We start from the raw sequence: 17508 nt of genomic DNA, 5'->3' as shown, positions 1-17508 counted from the left end.
GTGGACCGGCGCGGGCTCAGGCCGAGTCGTCGAGCTCGTCGGGCTCGACGCCGCTGTCGGCCTCGAGCCCGTGCCGCCACGTGTTCCAGTGCCAGCTGAGGTAGCGGTCCACCGCCCGCACCGCGTGCGCGCTGCGGATGGAGTGGAACGTGTCGAAGGCGTGCTGGGCGCCGGGCAGCTCGGCGTAGACGACCGACTTCTCCGAGGTGCGCCGCAGGTCCGCGACGAACAGCCGCGCCTGGTCGACGGAGACCAGGGAGTCGAGCTCGCCGTGGATGACGAAGAAGTCCGGTGCGTCCGGGGTGATCCGGAGGATCGGCGAGGCCGCCTCGTAGACCTCGGGCGAGTCCTGCCACGTGGTCTGCATGACACGCGGGCCGAGGAACCCGTCGCGCATGCCGATGGCGTTGGCGAGCCCGGTGGAGCCGGCGAGGTCGTAGACGCCGTAGAACGGCACGGCCGCCCGCACGCTGGTGTCGGCGTCCTCGAAGCCGGGCTGGAAGAGCGGGTCTCCCGGCGTGAGGGCGGCCAGCGCGGTGAGGTGGCCGCCGGCCGACCCGCCGGTGATCGCGACGTAGTCGGGGTCGCCGCCGTAGTCGGCGATGTTGTCCTTGACCCAGGCGATCGCGCGCTTCACGTCGACGATGTGCGCGGGCCACGGGTCGCGCGGAGCGAGCCGGTAGTTGATCGCCACGCAGACCCAGCCCTTGGCGGCCATCCGGTTCATGAGCGGTCGGCCCTGGTGCTCCTTGGTCCCGAGCGTCCAGGCGCCGCCGTGGACCTGCAGCAGCACGGGGGCGTCCTCGATGGCGTCCTCGCCCGCGGGCAGGTAGATGTCGAGGTGCCCGCGCCTGCCGGCCTCGGAGTAGGGCAGGTTCTCGATCACCTTCACCGCGTCGTCGGCGAAGTCGAACGGCCGGGCCAGGCGCCGCCACGGCGTCGCGAGGTCGGCGGGGTCGGGCACCTCGTCGAGCTGCTCGACGTAGTCGACGCCGAGGCCCTCGACGAGCGCCTCCTCGAACCCGTCCTTGACGCGCCGGCTCTGCCGGATGATGTGGGCCAGCCCGAGGGCGCTGGCGCCGGCCAGCGCGAGTCCCGCCTTCGCGCCGGCTCCCTGCCGTCGGCTCCGCGCGAGGTGCGTGGCGGCGTCGAGGGCGGTCAGGGCGAGCATCTGCGGGGCGGTCTCGCCGAAGAGCCAACCCGCGACGAAGGCGGGGACCCCGGCGCGCTGGTGGCGCGGCGGTCGAAGTGCGTTGAGGGTCAGGGCGGCGACGATGCTCTGGCGGCTCACGAAGTTCACGGGGCCCAACTTACTTGCCGGTACGAGCGCTCCGGCTGACGCCCACCGGCAGGACGGTCCGCGGCAGCACGGGGGAGGACACGATGAAGGAGCTCGTCGTCTGCCCGTGGACGAGGAACTGGTCGAGCACCCCTTCGAGGTCCTCGATCCGGGCGACGTGCACCTTGAGCAGGAAGCAGTCCTCGCCGGAGATCCGGTGGCACTCGCTCACCTGGGGGGTGGCCTCGGCGAGCTCGGCGATCCGCGGCAGCTGACCCGGGCCGGGCCGGATCCTGACCCACGCCGCCACCGGCAGTCCGATCGCGGCGGGATCGACGTCGAGGCGGTAGCCGCGGATGACGCCGGCCTCCTCGAGCCGCCGGACGCGCTCGCGGACCGTCGGGGTCGACATGCCCACCTGCCGGGCGAGGGCGGCGATACTCAGCCGGGGGTCGGCGGCGAGGGCGTCGAGGATGCCCCGGTTGACGCTGTCGAGCAGGCTGTTGCCACGTCGGAGCTCTGGACCCCGATCTGCTGCTGGATCGGCAACCATGACGCCCTCCCTGCCTCCACTTGTGCATGGTGTCCGGCGTGCCTCTGCTCGACCCTAGACGCATGGGAGCGAACACGGGCGAGACCCTCGACGCGCAGGGTGGTGGCCGTGCGCTGCTGCCCGGTGTGCGACCCGCCGCCGTCGTCGCCGTGCTGGCAGCGGCGCTCGGGATCTCCACCGCCTACGGCATGCTGCTGCTCCTCCCGCTGTACGTCCTCGCGCTGGGCGGGAGCGAGGCCGGCTTCGGGGTCGTGCTGTCGGCCGCCGTCGTCCCGGCCGCCCTCGCCCTGGTGCTGCTCAGCCGGCATCCCGAGGCGCTGCGGCCCCACTGGGTGCAGGCGTCGGCCATCACTGTCTTCGGCGTCACGGCCGCCGCAACCGCGACGGTGCGCGAGGGCTGGGAGCCACTGGTGGCCGTCGGCGTGCTCCTGGGCACCGCCTGGGCGGTCGTCTACACCGTCATGCCGATGGTGGTGAACGAGATGGTCACCGACTCCGGCCGGGTGACGTACTTCGGATACCTCACCGGGACCCAGCAGGTGGGGATCGGTACGGGGCCGGTGCTGGCCGGCTGGCTCATGACCACCTCGCTCGGCTTCCGCGGCACCTTCGTCGTGGCAGGTCTCGTCTGCGCCGCAGCAGTCGTCGCGACCGTGGTGGCCGCGCTCCTCACGCCGGACCGCCGCGGCACGGGGTCGGGGTCCGAGCCGGGCGAGTCCGCCGGGCACTCCGTCGGCCTGCTGTCGGCTGCCGGGACGATCGCCCGCTCGCCCGTCGGGCCGTGGCTCGTCGTGATCGCGCTGTTCGCCTGCCTGTTCACCACGATGACCCAGTTCCAGACGACCTTCGCCGGCGACCGGGGTCTCGACTACTCGGTGTTCTACGTCGCCTACACGGTCGCGGTGATCGCGGTCCGGTTCGTGGTGGCGCCGTGGGTCAGGCGGTTCGACCAGACCCGGGTGATCGCCGTCGCGATCACGGTGATGCTGGTCGCGGTGGCGTCCTTCCTCGCCGTCGGGTCCGACCCGCTCGCCTATGCGACCGCCTCGGCAGCCATGGGGCTGGGCTACGGGCTCGCGCTGCCGGCCACACAGGCGCACGCCGTCGCGGTGTCCCCGGAGTCGACGGGGGCCCGGGTCCTGCCCGTCGCCGGGCTGGTCTTCCAGGTCGCGATCCTCGGCTTCCCGGTGGTCGTGGGATGGATGGTCGTGAGCGTCGGGTACGGGCTGCTGTTCGCGGTCCTGGTGGCGTTCGCGTCCGTCCAGGCCCTGATCGCATGGCGGCAGGTCGCCGCGCGACGCCGCGGGGGCGCGGGCTCCGCGCCGGGGTCCTGACCTCTGCGCGTCGCGTCAGGGCAGGTCGCTGGAGCGGTCAGACGCAGGGCGCTCGTCGCCGAACCTCCACGCCATCGACCCCACCAGCCCCAGCGCTCCACCAGCAGTGAGGATCATGCCGACGAAGCCGGCCACCGCCGGCCAGGTGTCGCCGCTCTCCTCCGCGACGAAGCTCATGACGCGGAAGGTGACGTAGCCGACGAGCGCCACGCCGGCGAGCTGCAGCTGTCGCCGTTCGCGGCGCCTGCTCGTCTCCCGCGGGTGCAACGGCTCCAGGTCGCGCTCGGCGAAGCCGGCGAGGATGTTCGAGCGAGCCGATCGCCGAAGGACCCGCGCCACCACGGACACCGCCAGCGCAGTTGACGACAGCAGCACCCCGAGCCACCACTGCTGGTAGGCAGCTAGCGCCGCGCTCACCGACGAGGCGACGACGTTGAAGAAGAGGAGCCAGTCCTGGACGTGCGTCGTGAACGACTCGTGCGTGACCCTGGCGCGGTCGTCGGAGAGCGCGCGGAACCGTGGGGCCACGCCGGTGCCCGCATAGCGCGCGTTGCCCGCAAGGAGGGTCAACGCGACGAACAGCTCCAGCATCCGACCTCGCTCGACGTGGTGCCGCAGCCCCCCGGGGGCAGTTGCGGGACGCTCGGATCGGCGTCGGCAGCATCTTGGCAGTCGAGTGGGTCCGTGTGGGTTGGTCGGCGCCGCGGTTCTAGGGGCCTGCGAGCGGCGCTGGCACCGGATGGATCGGGGGCGGTCAGGCCCGCGCGTCCGGTCCGCAGCGAACGCCTGGTCGGAAGGGTGGCGGACGGATGGCGCCCGTCGCCGTCGACGGATGGCGGTCGCTGCTCGGTCCTGGCATCGTGCGGCCGCTCAGTCCTCGGCTGGAGTTCCAGCTACGTCTGGGCAGCTCCGTCAGGTGCCGGCGCCGCCTTGCTGGGCGGTCGCGGCGGACACGGCCGCGGAAGCGGGCGTCAGGGGCGTCAGGACCGGTGACGCGGCGCGACGACGGCCCATGCAGCGGGGGATCGGAGCCCACGCGTGCGTGTAGCCCCGCCGTGGTCATTCCGGCGGGGTGTGGGGCGGGGTCATGGTCGGTCGGGTGGCTCGGGGTCGTCGGCAGCGCGCGGCGGGGTGTCGATGCAGGTGGTGCCGGTGCGGTCGCGTCGGTAGCGGTGGCCGTGGGGGCTGGTCCACTCGTAGACACCGGGTCCGGTGACGTCGTAGCGCCAGGCGGTGTGGGTCTTGAGTCGGTGGTGCCAGCGACACTCCGGTGCGAGGTTCGAGGACACGGTCGGACCGGGTTGTGGCCGGCCCTCGGTGTCGGCGTCGTGGTCGAAGGGGACGATGTGGTCGATGTCGCAACCGCGTGCGGGTCGCGTGCACCACGGGAACACACACGTGCGGTCGCGCAGGATGACTTGTTCGCGGATTCGGTCGGGGATGTCGTAGCCCGGTGCCGTGAGCTCGGTGGAGAGGTTGATGACCGGCTTGATGGTGACCTTCGTGCGCGAGTCGCCGCACCAGCCGCGTATCTGCTCCAGCAGCACGAGCCGCTGGCCCTCCTCCATCCGTCCGGTGGCACCGAACACGGTCTCCAGCCCGTCGTGCCCGTCGAGGCTGGTGTCGAAGTGGGCGTGCAGCACCACCTCCCGGGCAACCGGCAGCCCGTCCTCTCGCCTGGTGGCACTCGAGCCTTGGGCGTGGAGGTCGAGGGCGGTCTGGGTGCGGGCCAGGTCGCCGAGCGCTGCGGACCGTCGGGCGTCGAGCGGAGCGTGTGAGCCGAGGGCTTTCAGCGTCTCGGCGCCGTGGGTGAGGGCGCGGTCGAGGTCGAGGGCGTCGGCGAGGTCGAGCTCGGCCTCGAACCGCATGGTGCCGGCGTAGTGCACGTCCTCGGAGTGGAGGGTGGCGTGGCGCGGGTCGACGTGCTGCCACCCGTCTTCGGGATCACTCGTGGGGTCGTGGGTGTCGAGGTGGTGGCGCTTGATGGTCTCTGCGACGAGCCGGTCGAGCTGTGCGGGTCCGATGCGTCCGGCGACGGCGGCGACCTGGGTGTCGACCCACCGCGCCGCCTCGACGGTGAGCGACGGGGTCGAGTGGATGGTGGCTTCCGCGACCGTGCGGGCCCGCCACGCCGGTACCTGGCCGGCGTGGACCTGAGCCCACAGCCGTGGGAGGCGGTGCCGCAGCTCGAGGGCGTGACCGATGAGCCGCTTCGCCGAGGTGGAGGAGATGCCGAGGACGGTGCCGAGCTCGGCGATGCAGAACTCCGCCACCGCCGGGCAGCCCTCGCCGGCGATGGGCTCCTCGTGCTCGAGGCCGTAGCGGCCGCCGTCGCTGAAGGTCGCGGCGGTGTGGATCGACTCCGGCGGATGAAGGTCGGCCCAGCGGGCGGCGAGGTCGAGCTGATCGGCCGCGGCCCGGTCCTCGGCCGCCTTGCGGTCGCGGAGCGCTCGCAGCAGCTCGGAGGCAGAAAGGTCCTGGACCTCTGCCTTCGGGTCTGCCAGCGTCTCGATCATGTGTTCGATTCTACCGCAGACCACTGACAATAGCCGTGCTCGAGACGTCCTGTGAAAGGGGTCTCGATACGCCTCGCTCTTTCCTCGCTCGGGTACTCGACCACCAAGCGAGAGCGGGTCTCGATACGCCTCGCTCGTTCCTCGCTCGGCTACTCGACCACCGACGAACCCACCACCTCGACCACCGAAGCGGGCGGGCTGCTCGACCACCGAGGCGAGACCGTCCTCGACCGCCGGAGCAACCCTCCTCACCCCGGCCGCAGCCGCTCCCGGAAGAACCCGAGCACTGCGTCGACCGCCTCCTGCGACCGCTGCTCGGTCACGGTGGAGTGGCCCCTGCCGTCGAGCTCGACCCGGATGAAGGCGTCGCCGAGCTCGGTGGTGAGGGTCTCGAAGCGCTTGCCGACGGCGGGGTCGGACCGGAACTTGAGGCCGAGCACCTGCTGGCCGGCGGCACAGCGGCCCTTGACGATGTCGAGGTCGGCGGGGGAGAGGTTGAGGTCGCGCGACCTCGACGGCGTGACGGCGAAGGGCGCGCTGGGCTGGCACAGCACGGGCGCGGCGACGGAGTCGTCCACCATCATCGCGAGCGCGAAGCCGCCGGTGAAGCACATGCCGAGGGCGCCCACGCCGGGGCCGCCGAGCTCGGCGTGCAGCTCGCGGGCCAGCGAGCGCAGCCAGTCGGCGACGGGAGCGGTCTCGCCGGTGCGGAGCTTGGTGAACTCCCGGCTCACGCACACCTGCCGCAGCGCGCGAGCGGTGGAGCCCACCGTCATCCCGGCCCCGTCCGTGCCGAACAGGCTGGGCATCACGACGGTGTGCCCGGCGTCGACCACCTCCTCGGCGAACGCCGCGACGGCCGGGGTGATGCCGGGGATCTCGTGCACCACGATGACGCCCGGGCCGGTGCCCCGTCGGTGGGTCGGGTGGCTGACGCCGTCGAAGGTGTGCGCGCCGCGGGTCCAGCCGCCGGGGAAGGTCATGCGCGCATTGTGCCGGAGCGGTCCCGCTCAGAAGGTGTAGCCGAACGCCTCGAGGTCGGGGGCGTAGACCTCGGCCACCTTCGCCCGGCTCGCGGCGGTGTAGTAGTCGCGATAGCTCCCGTGCGGCGACTTGTTGCGGTGCGGGACCCGCGTCGGCTCGCTGCCCAGCTGTCGCTCCACCCGCTGCAGGTCCTCGGCGAACGACTCGGTCCGCCCGACGAAGTCGACCTCGCGGTCAGCCGCCCGGAGGTAGTCGACCTGCGGCCGGCCGACCCGCGGCAGCTCGTCGGTCCCGCGGAGCACGAACTCCTCGAAGTCCGCGTACGCCGCCGCCGCCCGCCACATCTCGTTGCCGCGCATCCGCGTGGCCGTCTCCTGCGGCCGCCCGCTGGCCGGTCCCCAGGCCCGGTTCCAGTCGTCGATCATGGACCACCACGACACCATCCGCGCCCACGGGTTCCGGACGAACGCGAAGGACCAGTAGTTGGCCACGTGCGGCTCCGCGCGCAGGATCCGCTCGTACGGCGCGTGCCTGCCCAGCGGCGGCGAGACGCCCGGCGTCTTGCTGCGCGCGTCGGGACACGCGCGCTGGAAGGCGACCCCCACCGAGACGCCGCCCGTCTTGGGCACGTGCACGAACAGTGCCCGCCTGGCGTCGGAGATCAGCACGGGCGCGAGGCTAGCCCACGCACGCGTGACAGGCGCAGCCGATGGGGAGCCGATGGGGGATGATCGGCGCGTGATGACGTTCCTCGGTCTCGGCCCCGGCCGGGACTTCGTGCTCCTCGCGCTGCCGAAGACCGCGAGCACGACCCTGGAGCGCGCGCTGGCGCCGTACGCCACCGAGTCGGTCAGCTCCCCGCCCGGCCGCAAGCACCTGCCGGCGCGCGGGTTCGTGCACACCAAGGCGCCCGAGCTCGCCGCGCACGGGCACCCCCGCGACTCCTACGAGCTGGTCACGATGTTCCGCGAGCCGGTGGCCTGGCTGGAGTCGTGGTGGCGCTACCGGGCCCGCGACGACAGCCGCCGCTCGACGGCCGAGATGTCGTTCGAGGACTTCGCCCGGCACTACCTCGCCGGAGACCCGGACGCACCGGTCCCGCAGGGGCGGCCCGCGAGGTTCATCCACGCCCAGGGCGCGGTCGCGGTCGACCGGGTCCTCAGCGTGGAGCACCCCGAGGTGTGGTCGGCGTGGTTCAGCGAGCGCGTCGGCGTGCCGCTGGAGTTCGAGCGCCGCAACGCCTCGTCGGCCGAGCGTGGCGAGCTCACCCCGGCGACGCGGGAGGCGCTGGTCGCCCACTTCGAGCCGGAGTACGACGTCTGGCGCCGGCTCGCCGACACGGGCACCTGGTCAGGTGCCCGCGGCACTCGCCTGCCCGGCCTGTCTCAGTAGGTGTAGCCGAACAGGTCGATGTCCTCGGCGTAGACCTCGGCGACCCGCTGGCGCGTCTCGTCGGTGTAGTAGTCGTGGTAGGTCCCGTGCTTGGACTTGTTCTTGTGCGGCGGCGTGGACGGCTCGAGGCCGAGCTGCACCTGCACCTTCTGCAGGTCCGCGACGAAGTTCTCGGTGCGGCCGATGAAGTCGACCTCCCGGCCGTGCCGGCGGGCCCGCAGGTAGGTGATCTGCGGGACGCCCACCCGCGGGAGCTCCTCGGTGCCGCGCATCACGAACTCGTCGAAGCCGGAGTAGGCCGCCGCGGCGCGCCACATGTCGTTGCCGTCGCGCATCGAGTGGTGCTTGACGTCCTGCGGCTTGCCGCTCCGCGGGCCGTGCCGGCGGTCCCACGCGGAGATCATCGAGTACCACGACACCATCCGGGCCCACGGGTTGCGCACGAAGCCGAAGGTCCAGTAGTCGAGCACCTGCGGCTCGTGCTTGATGATCTTGCCGAGCGTGGCGTGCCGACCGATCGGGGTGCGCGCCTTCCGGGCGTCCGGACACGCTTCCTTCACGGTCTCCTCGACCGACACCCCGCCGGTCTTGGGAACGTGGACGAAGAGGACCTTCCGGGAGTCGCTGATCAGCACGCGCCGAGGCTATCCCACCCCTCGAGGGCCTGCGGCACCTCGGCGTACGCCCTAGCATCTGCGCGTGTCCACCACCACCGAGCCAGTCTCGGAGACCCGCGGCTACCGCCCCTCGCAGAAGGTCCTGCACTGGCTGACCGTCGCCGCCGTGGGCGCCCAGTTCGCCGTCGGCTACAACCTCGACCTCGACGGGGAGTGCGACCCGCCCGGCGAGGACCGCAGCGGCGGTGACACCAGCGACGCCTTCGAGGAGCGACTCGACCGGCTCGAGGACCGGTGCGAGGCCCGCGCCGACGACTACGACCTCCTCGGCGGCGGCTTCGACCTCGCCGAGCTCCACCTGCTGCTCGGGCTGACGGTGCTCGCGCTCGGCGTCGTCCGCCCGCTGTGGCGCAAGGTCGCCGGCCTGCCGCCCTGGTCCGAGCACCTCTCGGCGGCCGACCGTCGGCTCGTGCACTGGACCGAGCGCACGCTGCTCCTGCTGCTCGTCGTCGTACCCGTCTCCGGGCTGCTGCTGGTCGGCACCGGGGACGACGCCTGGCTGCCGCTGCACGTCGGCGCGCACGTCGCCTTCTTCGTGGCCCTGGCGGCGCACCTGTTCACCAACCTGCGGCCGGCGATCCTGCGCCGGATGCTCTGACCTCGCGGCGAGGCCAGCCGCGACGGCTCAGCGCTCGAGCGGCCAGCCGCGCTGCGCCCAGCCGCCCGTGCCGCCGGCCACGTTGACGGCCGGGACGCCCTGCGCGCGGAGGTGGTCGGTGACCTGGCGGCTGCGGCCGCCGGACTGGCAGATGACGAAGACGGGCTGGTCCTTCGGCAGCTCGGCGACGCGGCCGGGCACCTCGTTCATCGGGATGTGGACCGCGCCGGGGACGCGACCGCCGGCCACCTCGTCGGCCTCGCGCACGTCGACGACGTAGGCCCCCTGGCTGTGCGCGGCGGCGAAGTCGTCGAGGCCCACCTCGTCCTGCGGGGCGTCGCCGGCGGCTGCCTGGGCGGCCTGCAGCTCCTGGCGGACGGCGTCCATGTCGAGCTCACGGGCCTGGGCGATCACGCCGGAGAGAGCCTGCGGCGGCAGGGCGCCGGCCTGGTTGAACAGCAGGACCCCGTCGCGGAACAGCATCAGCGTGGGGATCGAGGTGATCGCGGCCATCTGGCTCAGCTGCTGCTCGGCCTCGGTGTCGACCTTGCCGAAGACGATGTCCGGGTGCTCCTCCGACGCCTTCTCGTAGACGGGGGCGAACTGGCGGCAGGGGCCGCACCAGGCGGCCCAGAAGTCGACGAGGACGATGCCCTCACCGCTCACCGTCTCCTCGAAGTCCGCCAGGGTCAGCTCACGCGTGCTCATGCCTCCAGCCTGCCACGGCGGTCGAGGACCAGCGTCACCAGCCGCGGGCCCGCCACTCGCCGAGGGAGGGCCGCTCGTCGCCGAGCCGGCCGTCGTCGCCGTGGCCGGGGTAGAACCACGTCTCGTCGGGGAGCCGGCCGAAGATCTTCGTCTCGACGTCCCCGATGAGCTGTCGGAAGGCCTCTGCGTCGCCCCGGGTCGCCCCCACCCCGCCGGGGAACAGGCAGTCGCCGGTGAAGAGGTGCGGTGTCGGCGCGACGACCTCGTCGTCGAGGACGAGGCAGATCGAGCCCGGCGTGTGGCCGGCGACCGGGATGACGGTCATGTCGCAGGTGCCGACGGCGATCTTGTCGCCCTCGCCGACGCGGCGGTCGACGCTCACCCCGGTCTGCTCCTCGATGGCGTCGGCGTCGGGCGCCCCGGCGACAACGGTGGCCCCCGGGTGCGCCGCCTTCACGGCCGCGAGCGCGCGGTGGTGGTCCCAGTGCTGGTGGGTCGTGACGATCGAGGTGAGGGAGCGGTCGCCGATGAGCTCGAGCAACCGGTCGGGCTCGGCCGCGGCGTCGACGAGGACCACCTCGTCGGTCTCGGCGCAGTGGAGCAGGTAGCAGTTGTTGGACATGTCGGGGTCGACCGCGACCTTGGTCAGGGTCAGGCAGCCGAGCCGGCGCACGTCCGGCGGGCCGCCGGGGGAGACCTGGCCGGTGTAGGACTCGTTCACCACGGGTGCACCTCCGGGAGCTGGTCGGCGTCGGTCGTGAGTCCCTGGCCGGCACCCCGGCCGGTCAGCCACCAGCCGAGGTCGGACGACGTGCCCGTGACCACCGGCACGACAGCACCGTCGCGCTGGTCACCGCGCTGGTCACCGGCCCGGCCGACGTGCCAGGTGCCGTCGAGGTCGGTGGCGCGTACGTCGAAGGGTGCGGGGAAGGGCCGTTTGGCCATCGAGTCGAGCAGCAGCCGGCGGAACCCCTCCGGCCAGTCGGCGGCGGTGTAGCCGGCGCCCAGGTCGGCGTGGTGGACCTCGACCTCCCGCAGCCGCATGGGCGCGACGTTGGCGAGCCCGAACGACGGGCCGCCCGGCGTCCGCTCGAACCGTCCGTCCCAGTCGCCCTCGGTCATCGCCTCGAGCGCCTGCCGGAACTGCCCCTGCGAGGCGAGGAACCGCTCGCGGACCTCTCCAGGGTCGGCGGCGGCGAGCGCCTCGATGTCGGTGTCGCGCGCCTCTGGGGAGGCGTACATCGGCCGGTGCTGACCGAGGTGGGCCCCGTGCAGCACGCCCGCCAGCGCCTCCGCGTTGAGCGCCAGGTGGGCGACGACGTGGGCGCGCGACCAGCCGGGGAGTTGTGAGGGCTCGGCATACTGGGAGTCGGAGAGTTGGTCGACCGTGCGGACGAGCGCTCGATCGGCGTCGACCAGCAGGTCGGGGGACGGTCGCGGGACGTCGGTCACAGGCCCATCGTGCCACCACCGTCGAGCGTGCACCGTCCACCCGAGCGGGTGCTCGATGGCCCCGCTGTCGGTGCTGCGTGAGAAGGTGGAACGGCGCGCCGGGTTGACCCTCCGCGCCCATCGAGACGAACATGTGTTCGACTCCACCACGCTGCCAGAACGAGGACCACAGTGGCCGACCAGCTCATCATCCGGGGCGCCCGCGAGCACAACCTCAAGGACGTCTCGCTCGACCTGCCGCGCGACTCGCTCATCGTCTTCACGGGCCTGTCCGGGTCGGGCAAGTCCAGCCTCGCCTTCGACACGATCTTCGCCGAGGGCCAGCGTCGCTACGTCGAGTCGCTGTCCGCCTACGCGCGCCAGTTCCTCGGTCAGATGGACAAGCCCGACGTCGACTTCATCGAGGGCCTCAGCCCCGCGGTCAGCATCGACCAGAAGTCCACCTCGAAGAATCCGCGCTCCACCGTCGGCACGATCACCGAGGTCTACGACTACCTGCGCCTGCTCTACGCCCGGGCCGGCCGCGCCCACTGCCCGACCTGCGGTGCGCCCATCGAGCGCCAGACGCCGCAGCAGATCGTCGACCGCATCCTGTCGATGGAGGAGGGTCGCCGGTTCCAGGTGCTCGCCCCGGTCATCCGCGGCCGCAAGGGCGAGTACGTCGAGCTCTTCCGCCAGCTCCAGCAGCAGGGCTTCAGCCGCGCGCGCGTCGACGGCCAGACGCACACCCTCGACGAGCCCCCCGTGCTCGACAAGAAGCTCAAGCACACGATCGAGGTCGTGGTCGACCGGCTCGCGGTCAAGGAGTCGTCCAAGCGCCGGCTGACCGACTCGGTGGAGACCGCGCTCGGGCTCGCCGGTGGGCTCGTCGTCGTCGACTTCGTCGACCTCGACGCCAAGGACCCCGGTCGCGAGATGCGGTTCTCGGAGAAGATGGCGTGCCCCAACGACCACACCATCGACACCGACGACCTCGAGCCGCGCTCGTTCTCGTTCAACTCGCCCTTCGGCGCGTGCCAGGTCTGCTCGGGCCTCGGCACCAAGATGGAGGTCGACCCCGAGCTCGTCGTGCCGAACCCCGGCGCCACCCTCGGCGAGGGCGCCATCGCGCCGTGGAGCGGCGCGCACGTCGCCGACTACTTCCTCCGGCTCGTCAACGCGCTCGGCGAGGAGCTGGGCTTCGACCTCAACACGCCGTGGGACCAGCTGACGCCCAAGGCGCGCACGTCCCTGCTCGAGGGCCACAAGACCAAGGTCCACGTCGTCACCCGCAACCGCTACGGCCGCGAGCGGGCCTACTACGCCGCCTTCGAGGGCGTGCGCCCCTACGTCGAGCGGCGCCACAAGGAGGCCGAGTCCGACACGAGCCGCGAGCGTTTCGAGGGCTTCATGCGCGAGGTCCCGTGCCCCGCGTGCCAAGGCACCCGGCTCAAGCCGGTCTCGGTGTCGGTGACCCTCGGCGCCAAGGACCAGGGCGGCAAGAACATCGCCGAGGTCTGCGCCATGTCGATCGACGAGACGGCCGAGTACCTCCGCACCGTCGAGCTCTCCACCCGTGAGCGCCAGATCGGTGAGCGGGTGCTCAAGGAGATCCAGGAGCGCCTGCGCTTCCTGCTCGACGTCGGCCTCGACTACCTCTCCCTCGACAGGCCCAGCGGGTCGCTGTCCGGCGGCGAGGCCCAGCGCATCCGGCTCGCGACGCAGATCGGTGCCGGCCTGGTCGGCGTGCTCTACGTCCTCGACGAGCCGTCCATCGGCCTCCACCAGCGCGACAACCAGCGGCTCATCGAGACGCTGATCCGGCTCAAGGACCTCGGCAACACCCTCATCGTCGTCGAGCACGACGAAGACACCGTGCGCGTCGCCGACTGGGTCGTCGACATCGGCCCGGGCGCCGGCGAGCACGGCGGTCAGGTCGTCCACTCCGGGTCCGTCGAGGACCTGCTGGCCCACCCCGACTCGATGACCGGGCAATACCTCAGCGGCCGCCGCGAGATCCCCGTCCCCGCCGTACGCCGCCCGCGCACCAAGGGCCGTGAGCTCACTGTTCACGGCGCGCGCGAGCACAACCTGCAGAACGTCGACGTCAGCTTCCCGCTCGGCGTCTTCACCGCGGTCACGGGCGTCTCCGGCTCCGGCAAGTCGACGCTGGTCAACGACATCCTCTACACCTCGCTGGCCAAGCAGATCTACAACGCCCGCACGGTCCCCGGTCGGCACACCAAGATCTCGGGCCTCGAGCACGTCGACAAGGTCATCCACGTCGACCAGTCGCCGATCGGCCGCACCCCGCGGTCCAACCCCGCCACCTACACCGGCGTCTTCGACCACATCCGCCGGCTCTTCGCCTCCACCCCGGAGGCCAAGATGCGGGGTTACCTCCAGGGCCGGTTCTCGTTCAACGTCAAGGGCGGCCGCTGCGAGGCGTGCTCCGGCGACGGCACGATCAAGATCGAGATGAACTTCCTGCCCGACGTCTACGTCCCGTGCGAGGTGTGCCACGGCGCCCGCTACAACCGCGAGACGCTCGAGGTCCACTACAAGGGCAAGACGATCGCCGAGGTCCTCGACATGCCGATCGAGGAGGCGGCCGACTTCTTTGCCGCCGTCCCGGCGATCTCCCGCCACATGCAGACCCTCGGCGAGGTCGGGCTCGGCTACGTCCGGCTCGGCCAGCCCGCCACGACGCTGTCCGGCGGCGAGGCGCAGCGCGTCAAGCTGGCGAGCGAGCTGCAGAAGCGGTCCACCGGCCGCACCGTCTACGTCCTCGACGAGCCGACCACCGGCCTGCACTTCGAGGACATCCGCAAGCTGCTCCACGTGCTGTCCGGCCTGGTCGACAAGGGCAACACGGTCCTCGTCATCGAGCACAACCTCGACGTCATCAAGACGGCTGACTGGCTCATCGACATGGGGCCCGAGGGCGGGTCGCGCGGCGGCCTCGTCGTCGCGGAGGGCACGCCCGAGGCGGTGGCGGCGGTCGCGGAGAGCCACACCGGCGCGTTCCTCAAGCCGATCCTCGAGGGCCGCGGGGCCAAGCAGCCCGGCGCCCCGCGACGGGCCGCGGCCGCGGCGTCCGTGCCCGCCCGCAAGACCGCGACGCGCAAGGCGACCACCAAGGCGACCACCAAGGCGACCACCAAGGCTCCCGCGAGGAAGGCACCGGTCAAGCGAGCCGCCGCCAAGAAGTCGTCGTAGTCACAGTCTCCTCACAGGTGCGCTGGCTAGGGTCGCTCGCATGACCACGATCAACAGACGTCGTGCCCTGTCCGGTTCCGCCGCGGTCGCCCTCGGTGTCCCCGTCCTGGCCGCGTGCGGCTCCGACGACGACACCAGCGCGACCGACCCTGCCACGTCGGGTGGCGACGAGCCGACCGGCGAGCCCACCGAGGAGGAGAGCGGCGGGGCGGCGGGTGGCGAGGCGCTGGCCAGCGCCGCCGACGTACCGGTCGGCGGCTGCCTCGTGGTGACCGGCGCCAAGGTCGTCGTGACCCAGCCGACGGAGGGTGACTTCAAGGCGTTCTCCGCCGTGTGCACCCACCAGGGCTGCCTCGTGGAGACCAGCAGCGAGGGCGAGATCCCGTGTCCCTGCCACGCCAGCCGCTTCTCGCTGGAGGACGGCTCGCCGCTGTCCGGCCCGGCCTCGGCGCCCCTCGAGGCGGTCGAGATCACGGTCGACGGGGACTCCATCACCCGCGCCTGACGCAACTCCTGCGGGCGACCTGCGGGTCCCGGGTGCAGGAGGCCGTGCTCGGGGACAGAATGCCCCCGACTGCCCTGACGGGGGGCACGCGCAGGGGGAGCACCACATGGTCTCGAAGGCTGTCCGAGCACGTCTCACGGTCGCCACCGCGGTCGCCGTCGCAGCGGCGCTGCTGACCCCGGCCCAGGGCGCGTCCGCCCCCGGCGGGACGTCGCGCGACACGCTCGACGTCACCGGCACGGTCCTGGTGGTGGCCGGCGAGGGCGGTGACCCGGACCGCTACTCGCTGCTGCTGCCCTCCGGCACCGAGGTCGAGCTGGCCGACGGGTTCACCGCCGAGCCGCTGTCGGACTTCACCGGCACGCTGGCCGCACCGGGCACGGGCGAGGGCAGGACGCTGACCGGTCCGGCGCGGGCCGGCGCGCTCAGCCGGGCCGCCGCCGACGGCACGCCGCTGGAGGTGGTGAGCGCCCGCGTGGCATCGCCCGGTCCGTCCGCCGGACCGACCAACCACGCGACGTACGTCGCCAGGGTGACCAACTTCGGCGCGGTCGGACTGACCGACGCGCAGATCCTCGACGGCCTCGCCGGCGCCCAGCAGTACTGGGTGCGTGAGTCGGGCGGCCAGATCCCGTCCTGGACGACGGCGTCACCGGTGGTGCCCGTCGCGTCGACCGCGGGCTCCACCGCGTCCGGCTGCGGCCTCGGCGCAGGCGGCGCCGACTTCGGTGCCATCGCCGCCAGCGTCGGCAGCCAGGCGTTCCCGGGCGTCGACTTCTCCGGGTCGTCGCCCAACCACCTGGTCGTCGTCGTGCCCGACGGCTGCGGCGGCACGGTCGGCGGCCGCGCCCGGCTGGGCTCGTCGTTCGTCAGCGGCGGACCCGTCATCCTCCAGGCCGAGGCCAGAGCCGACTTCCGGATCGTCCTGGAGCACGAGTACGGCCACAACGTGAGCCTCGAGCACGCCAACACCGCCGCCGCCGAGTACGGCAACCTCTACGAGGTGATGGGCGCGGGCCCGTCCGGCTTCGCCAACCCGGTGCTCGGCACCGTCTACCGGTGGGAGCAGGGCATCACCGCCCCCGGAGAGGTCGTCGACGGCACCGCCGGCGGCACCTGGACCCTCGCCTCGCGCGGGGCGACGAGCGGGCTGCGCAGCGTCACCTTCATCGACCCCGACACGGGCCTGCGGCACTTCGTCGACCTGCGCAACGGCGGCGGCGGCGACGCCGGCACCTACTACACGACCAGCAGCTCCACGGTCCGCTACGGCCAGACCTACTCGCCCGGGATCGTCGTCGAGCGGGAGAACGAGGAGGCCGGCGCCTTCCTCCGCAAGCCGGACGCCAGCAACGACGGCGCCCTGCAGCGTGACGAGGCGTGGACCAACTCCGGCACGCTGACCGTGCGCGCGGCAGCGGCGCCACCGTGACCATCACGCGTACGCCCGCAGCCGCGTCCGTCGCGGGCGGCACCGCCAGCGTCGGCGCGGCGACCGCCCTGCGCGAGGTCACGGTCACGCCGTCCGGCTTCAGCCCCGCGCCCGCCGGCTACCGCTACCAGTGGCTGCTCGACGGCCAGCCCGTCCCGGGCGCCGAGGACCGCACCTTCCGCCCGACCCCGGCCATGGCCGGCGGCGCGCTGAGCGCGGTGGTGACGGCGTACGCACCCGGGCTGGACCCCACGTCGCGGACCTCCGCGCCGCAGACGGTCGCCCCGGCGGCCTGGTACGCCCAGGGCGCGCAGCGCCTTCCGCTGATCACCGGCGACGCGCGGCTCGGCGGAACGCTGACCGCGACCGGGCTGGACTGGGTCAACTACGACAGCCAGAAGCCCGCGGACTACTCCGCCGCCTACCAGTGGAGCCGCAACGGCACGCCGATCCCGGGCGCGACCGCCCGGACCTACCAGCCTGGCCCCGCCGACGTCGGCGCGACGATCCAGGTCAGCGAGTACCCGCGGGCCGCCGGCTACGCCACGACCACCTTCGCCCGGTCCGGCTCCACGGTGCAGGTGGCGCCGGGCGTGCTCGTCACCTCCCGGCCGAAGATCGGCGGCAAGGCCAAGGTCGGCAAGCGTGTGGTCGCCACGGTGAAGGGCTGGAGCGCCGGGACGCGGCTGACCTACCGGTGGTACCTCGGCAAGAAGGCCGTCAAGAAGGCGAACAAGCGCTCGCTCAAGGTGACCCGTGCCATGCGCGGCAAGAAGCTGGTGGTCAAGGTCACCGGACGCCAGGCCGGCTTCCAGACCGTCTCGCTGCGGTCGCGCCCGCAGAAGGTGAAGTAGCGGCCGATCCCCGTCCTCCGGTGACC

General features: G+C 72.5%; 17 protein-coding genes. 7 read left to right on the top strand and 10 right to left on the bottom strand.

The window, feature by feature from the left end:
- Positions 1-16: 16 nt before the first annotated feature.
- On the bottom strand, positions 17-1300 hold the full coding sequence (locus SHK17_RS12210) for an alpha/beta hydrolase (RefSeq protein WP_322919366.1): 1284 nt from the start codon (positions 1298-1300) through the stop codon (positions 17-19).
- Between the two features lie 10 nt (positions 1301-1310).
- Entirely contained in the window at positions 1311-1832 is a 522-nt protein-coding gene (locus SHK17_RS12205) for an Lrp/AsnC family transcriptional regulator (RefSeq protein ID WP_322919364.1), read from the bottom strand.
- Between the two features lie 62 nt (positions 1833-1894).
- Between SHK17_RS12205 and SHK17_RS12200 the strand changes: the two genes are divergently transcribed.
- Entirely contained in the window at positions 1895-3166 is a 1272-nt protein-coding gene (locus SHK17_RS12200) for an MFS transporter (protein WP_322919362.1), read from the top strand.
- Between the two features lie 15 nt (positions 3167-3181).
- On the opposite strand, the gene SHK17_RS12195 is transcribed toward SHK17_RS12200, so the two are convergent.
- The 4 genes from SHK17_RS12195 to SHK17_RS12180 all read right to left on the bottom strand — a co-directional run bounded on the left by SHK17_RS12195 (position 3182) and on the right by SHK17_RS12180 (position 7334).
- A complete protein-coding gene (locus SHK17_RS12195) occupies positions 3182-3757 on the bottom strand; it encodes a hypothetical protein (RefSeq protein ID WP_322919360.1) in 576 nt (191 codons plus the stop codon).
- A 494-nt stretch (positions 3758-4251) separates the two neighbouring features.
- Positions 4252-5682: an HNH endonuclease signature motif containing protein gene (locus SHK17_RS12190; RefSeq protein ID WP_322919359.1), complete on the bottom strand. Its 1431-nt coding sequence runs from the start codon at positions 5680-5682 to the stop codon at positions 4252-4254.
- Between the two features lie 248 nt (positions 5683-5930).
- Positions 5931-6665 carry a dienelactone hydrolase family protein gene (locus SHK17_RS12185; RefSeq protein ID WP_322919358.1) on the bottom strand — a complete coding sequence of 245 codons (735 nt, stop codon included), beginning with the start codon at positions 6663-6665 and terminating at the stop codon, positions 5931-5933.
- A gap of 27 nt (positions 6666-6692) precedes the next feature.
- A complete protein-coding gene (locus SHK17_RS12180) occupies positions 6693-7334 on the bottom strand; it encodes a sulfotransferase family 2 domain-containing protein (protein WP_322919357.1) in 642 nt (213 codons plus the stop codon).
- A gap of 70 nt (positions 7335-7404) precedes the next feature.
- Between SHK17_RS12180 and SHK17_RS12175 the strand changes: the two genes are divergently transcribed.
- On the top strand, positions 7405-8058 hold the full coding sequence (locus tag SHK17_RS12175) for a sulfotransferase family protein (RefSeq protein ID WP_322425321.1): 654 nt from the start codon (positions 7405-7407) through the stop codon (positions 8056-8058).
- Here the strand turns inward: SHK17_RS12175 and SHK17_RS12170 are convergent.
- Positions 8052-8693: a sulfotransferase family 2 domain-containing protein gene (locus SHK17_RS12170; protein WP_172274681.1), complete on the bottom strand. Its 642-nt coding sequence runs from the start codon at positions 8691-8693 to the stop codon at positions 8052-8054. The two genes, SHK17_RS12175 and SHK17_RS12170, sit on opposite strands and share 7 nt — an antisense overlap.
- Positions 8694-8757: 64 nt before the next feature.
- Here SHK17_RS12170 and SHK17_RS12165 point away from each other — a divergent pair, with 64 nt between their 5' ends.
- Entirely contained in the window at positions 8758-9333 is a 576-nt protein-coding gene (locus tag SHK17_RS12165) for a cytochrome b/b6 domain-containing protein (protein ID WP_322919356.1), read from the top strand.
- Positions 9334-9360: 27 nt separating this feature from the next.
- Here SHK17_RS12165 and trxA read toward each other — a convergent pair whose 3' ends face one another.
- The 3 genes from trxA to SHK17_RS12150 are packed head-to-tail and all read right to left on the bottom strand — an operon-like array spanning position 9361 to position 11493.
- Positions 9361-10041 carry a thioredoxin gene (gene trxA, locus SHK17_RS12160; protein WP_216652647.1) on the bottom strand — a complete coding sequence of 227 codons (681 nt, stop codon included), beginning with the start codon at positions 10039-10041 and terminating at the stop codon, positions 9361-9363.
- A gap of 34 nt (positions 10042-10075) precedes the next feature.
- Positions 10076-10765, bottom strand: coding sequence for an MBL fold metallo-hydrolase (locus SHK17_RS12155; RefSeq protein ID WP_322919355.1), 690 nt, complete (start codon positions 10763-10765; stop codon positions 10076-10078).
- A complete protein-coding gene (locus SHK17_RS12150) occupies positions 10759-11493 on the bottom strand; it encodes a maleylpyruvate isomerase family mycothiol-dependent enzyme (protein WP_322919353.1) in 735 nt (244 codons plus the stop codon). Before SHK17_RS12150 ends, SHK17_RS12155 begins: the two co-directional genes overlap by 7 nt.
- Before the next feature lie 171 nt (positions 11494-11664).
- Between SHK17_RS12150 and uvrA the strand changes: the two genes are divergently transcribed.
- From uvrA to SHK17_RS12130, 4 genes are all read left to right on the top strand, one after another.
- Complete coding sequence (uvrA, locus tag SHK17_RS12145) at positions 11665-14691, top strand: excinuclease ABC subunit UvrA (protein WP_322919351.1); 3027 nt, start codon at positions 11665-11667, stop codon at positions 14689-14691.
- Positions 14692-14731: 40 nt separating this feature from the next.
- Positions 14732-15196 (top strand): Rieske (2Fe-2S) protein, encoded by a 465-nt coding sequence (locus SHK17_RS12140; protein WP_172274692.1) that lies wholly within the window; start codon positions 14732-14734, stop codon positions 15194-15196.
- 106 nt (positions 15197-15302) lie between these two features.
- Positions 15303-16628 carry a metallopeptidase domain-containing protein gene (locus tag SHK17_RS12135; RefSeq protein ID WP_322919350.1) on the top strand — a complete coding sequence of 442 codons (1326 nt, stop codon included), beginning with the start codon at positions 15303-15305 and terminating at the stop codon, positions 16626-16628.
- A complete protein-coding gene (locus SHK17_RS12130; protein ID WP_322919349.1) occupies positions 16625-17482 on the top strand; it encodes a hypothetical protein in 858 nt (285 codons plus the stop codon). The genes SHK17_RS12135 and SHK17_RS12130 overlap by 4 nt, the downstream gene beginning before the upstream one ends.
- The last annotated feature ends 26 nt before the right edge of the window (positions 17483-17508 follow it).

The organism is Nocardioides renjunii (assembly GCF_034661175.1).
In the GTDB taxonomy this organism is placed as follows: domain Bacteria; phylum Actinomycetota; class Actinomycetes; order Propionibacteriales; family Nocardioidaceae; genus Nocardioides; species Nocardioides renjunii.
The sequence above is the reverse complement of the archived record's forward strand: the minus strand, read 5'-3'. Positions and strand labels throughout refer to the sequence as shown.

Coding starts and splice junctions, on each gene's coding strand:
- SHK17_RS12190 (WP_322919359.1), bottom strand. CDS start 5,682: ATGATCGAGACGCTGGCAGACCCGAAGGCAGAGGTCCAGGACCTTTCT.
- SHK17_RS12195 (WP_322919360.1), bottom strand. CDS start 3,757: ATGCTGGAGCTGTTCGTCGCGTTGACCCTCCTTGCGGGCAACGCGCGC.
- SHK17_RS12140 (WP_172274692.1), top strand. CDS start 14,732: ATGACCACGATCAACAGACGTCGTGCCCTGTCCGGTTCCGCCGCGGTC.
- SHK17_RS12205 (WP_322919364.1), bottom strand. CDS start 1,832: ATGGTTGCCGATCCAGCAGCAGATCGGGGTCCAGAGCTCCGACGTGGC.
- SHK17_RS12135 (WP_322919350.1), top strand. CDS start 15,303: ATGGTCTCGAAGGCTGTCCGAGCACGTCTCACGGTCGCCACCGCGGTC.
- SHK17_RS12200 (WP_322919362.1), top strand. CDS start 1,895: ATGGGAGCGAACACGGGCGAGACCCTCGACGCGCAGGGTGGTGGCCGT.
- trxA (WP_216652647.1), bottom strand. CDS start 10,041: ATGAGCACGCGTGAGCTGACCCTGGCGGACTTCGAGGAGACGGTGAGC.
- SHK17_RS12185 (WP_322919358.1), bottom strand. CDS start 6,665: ATGACCTTCCCCGGCGGCTGGACCCGCGGCGCGCACACCTTCGACGGC.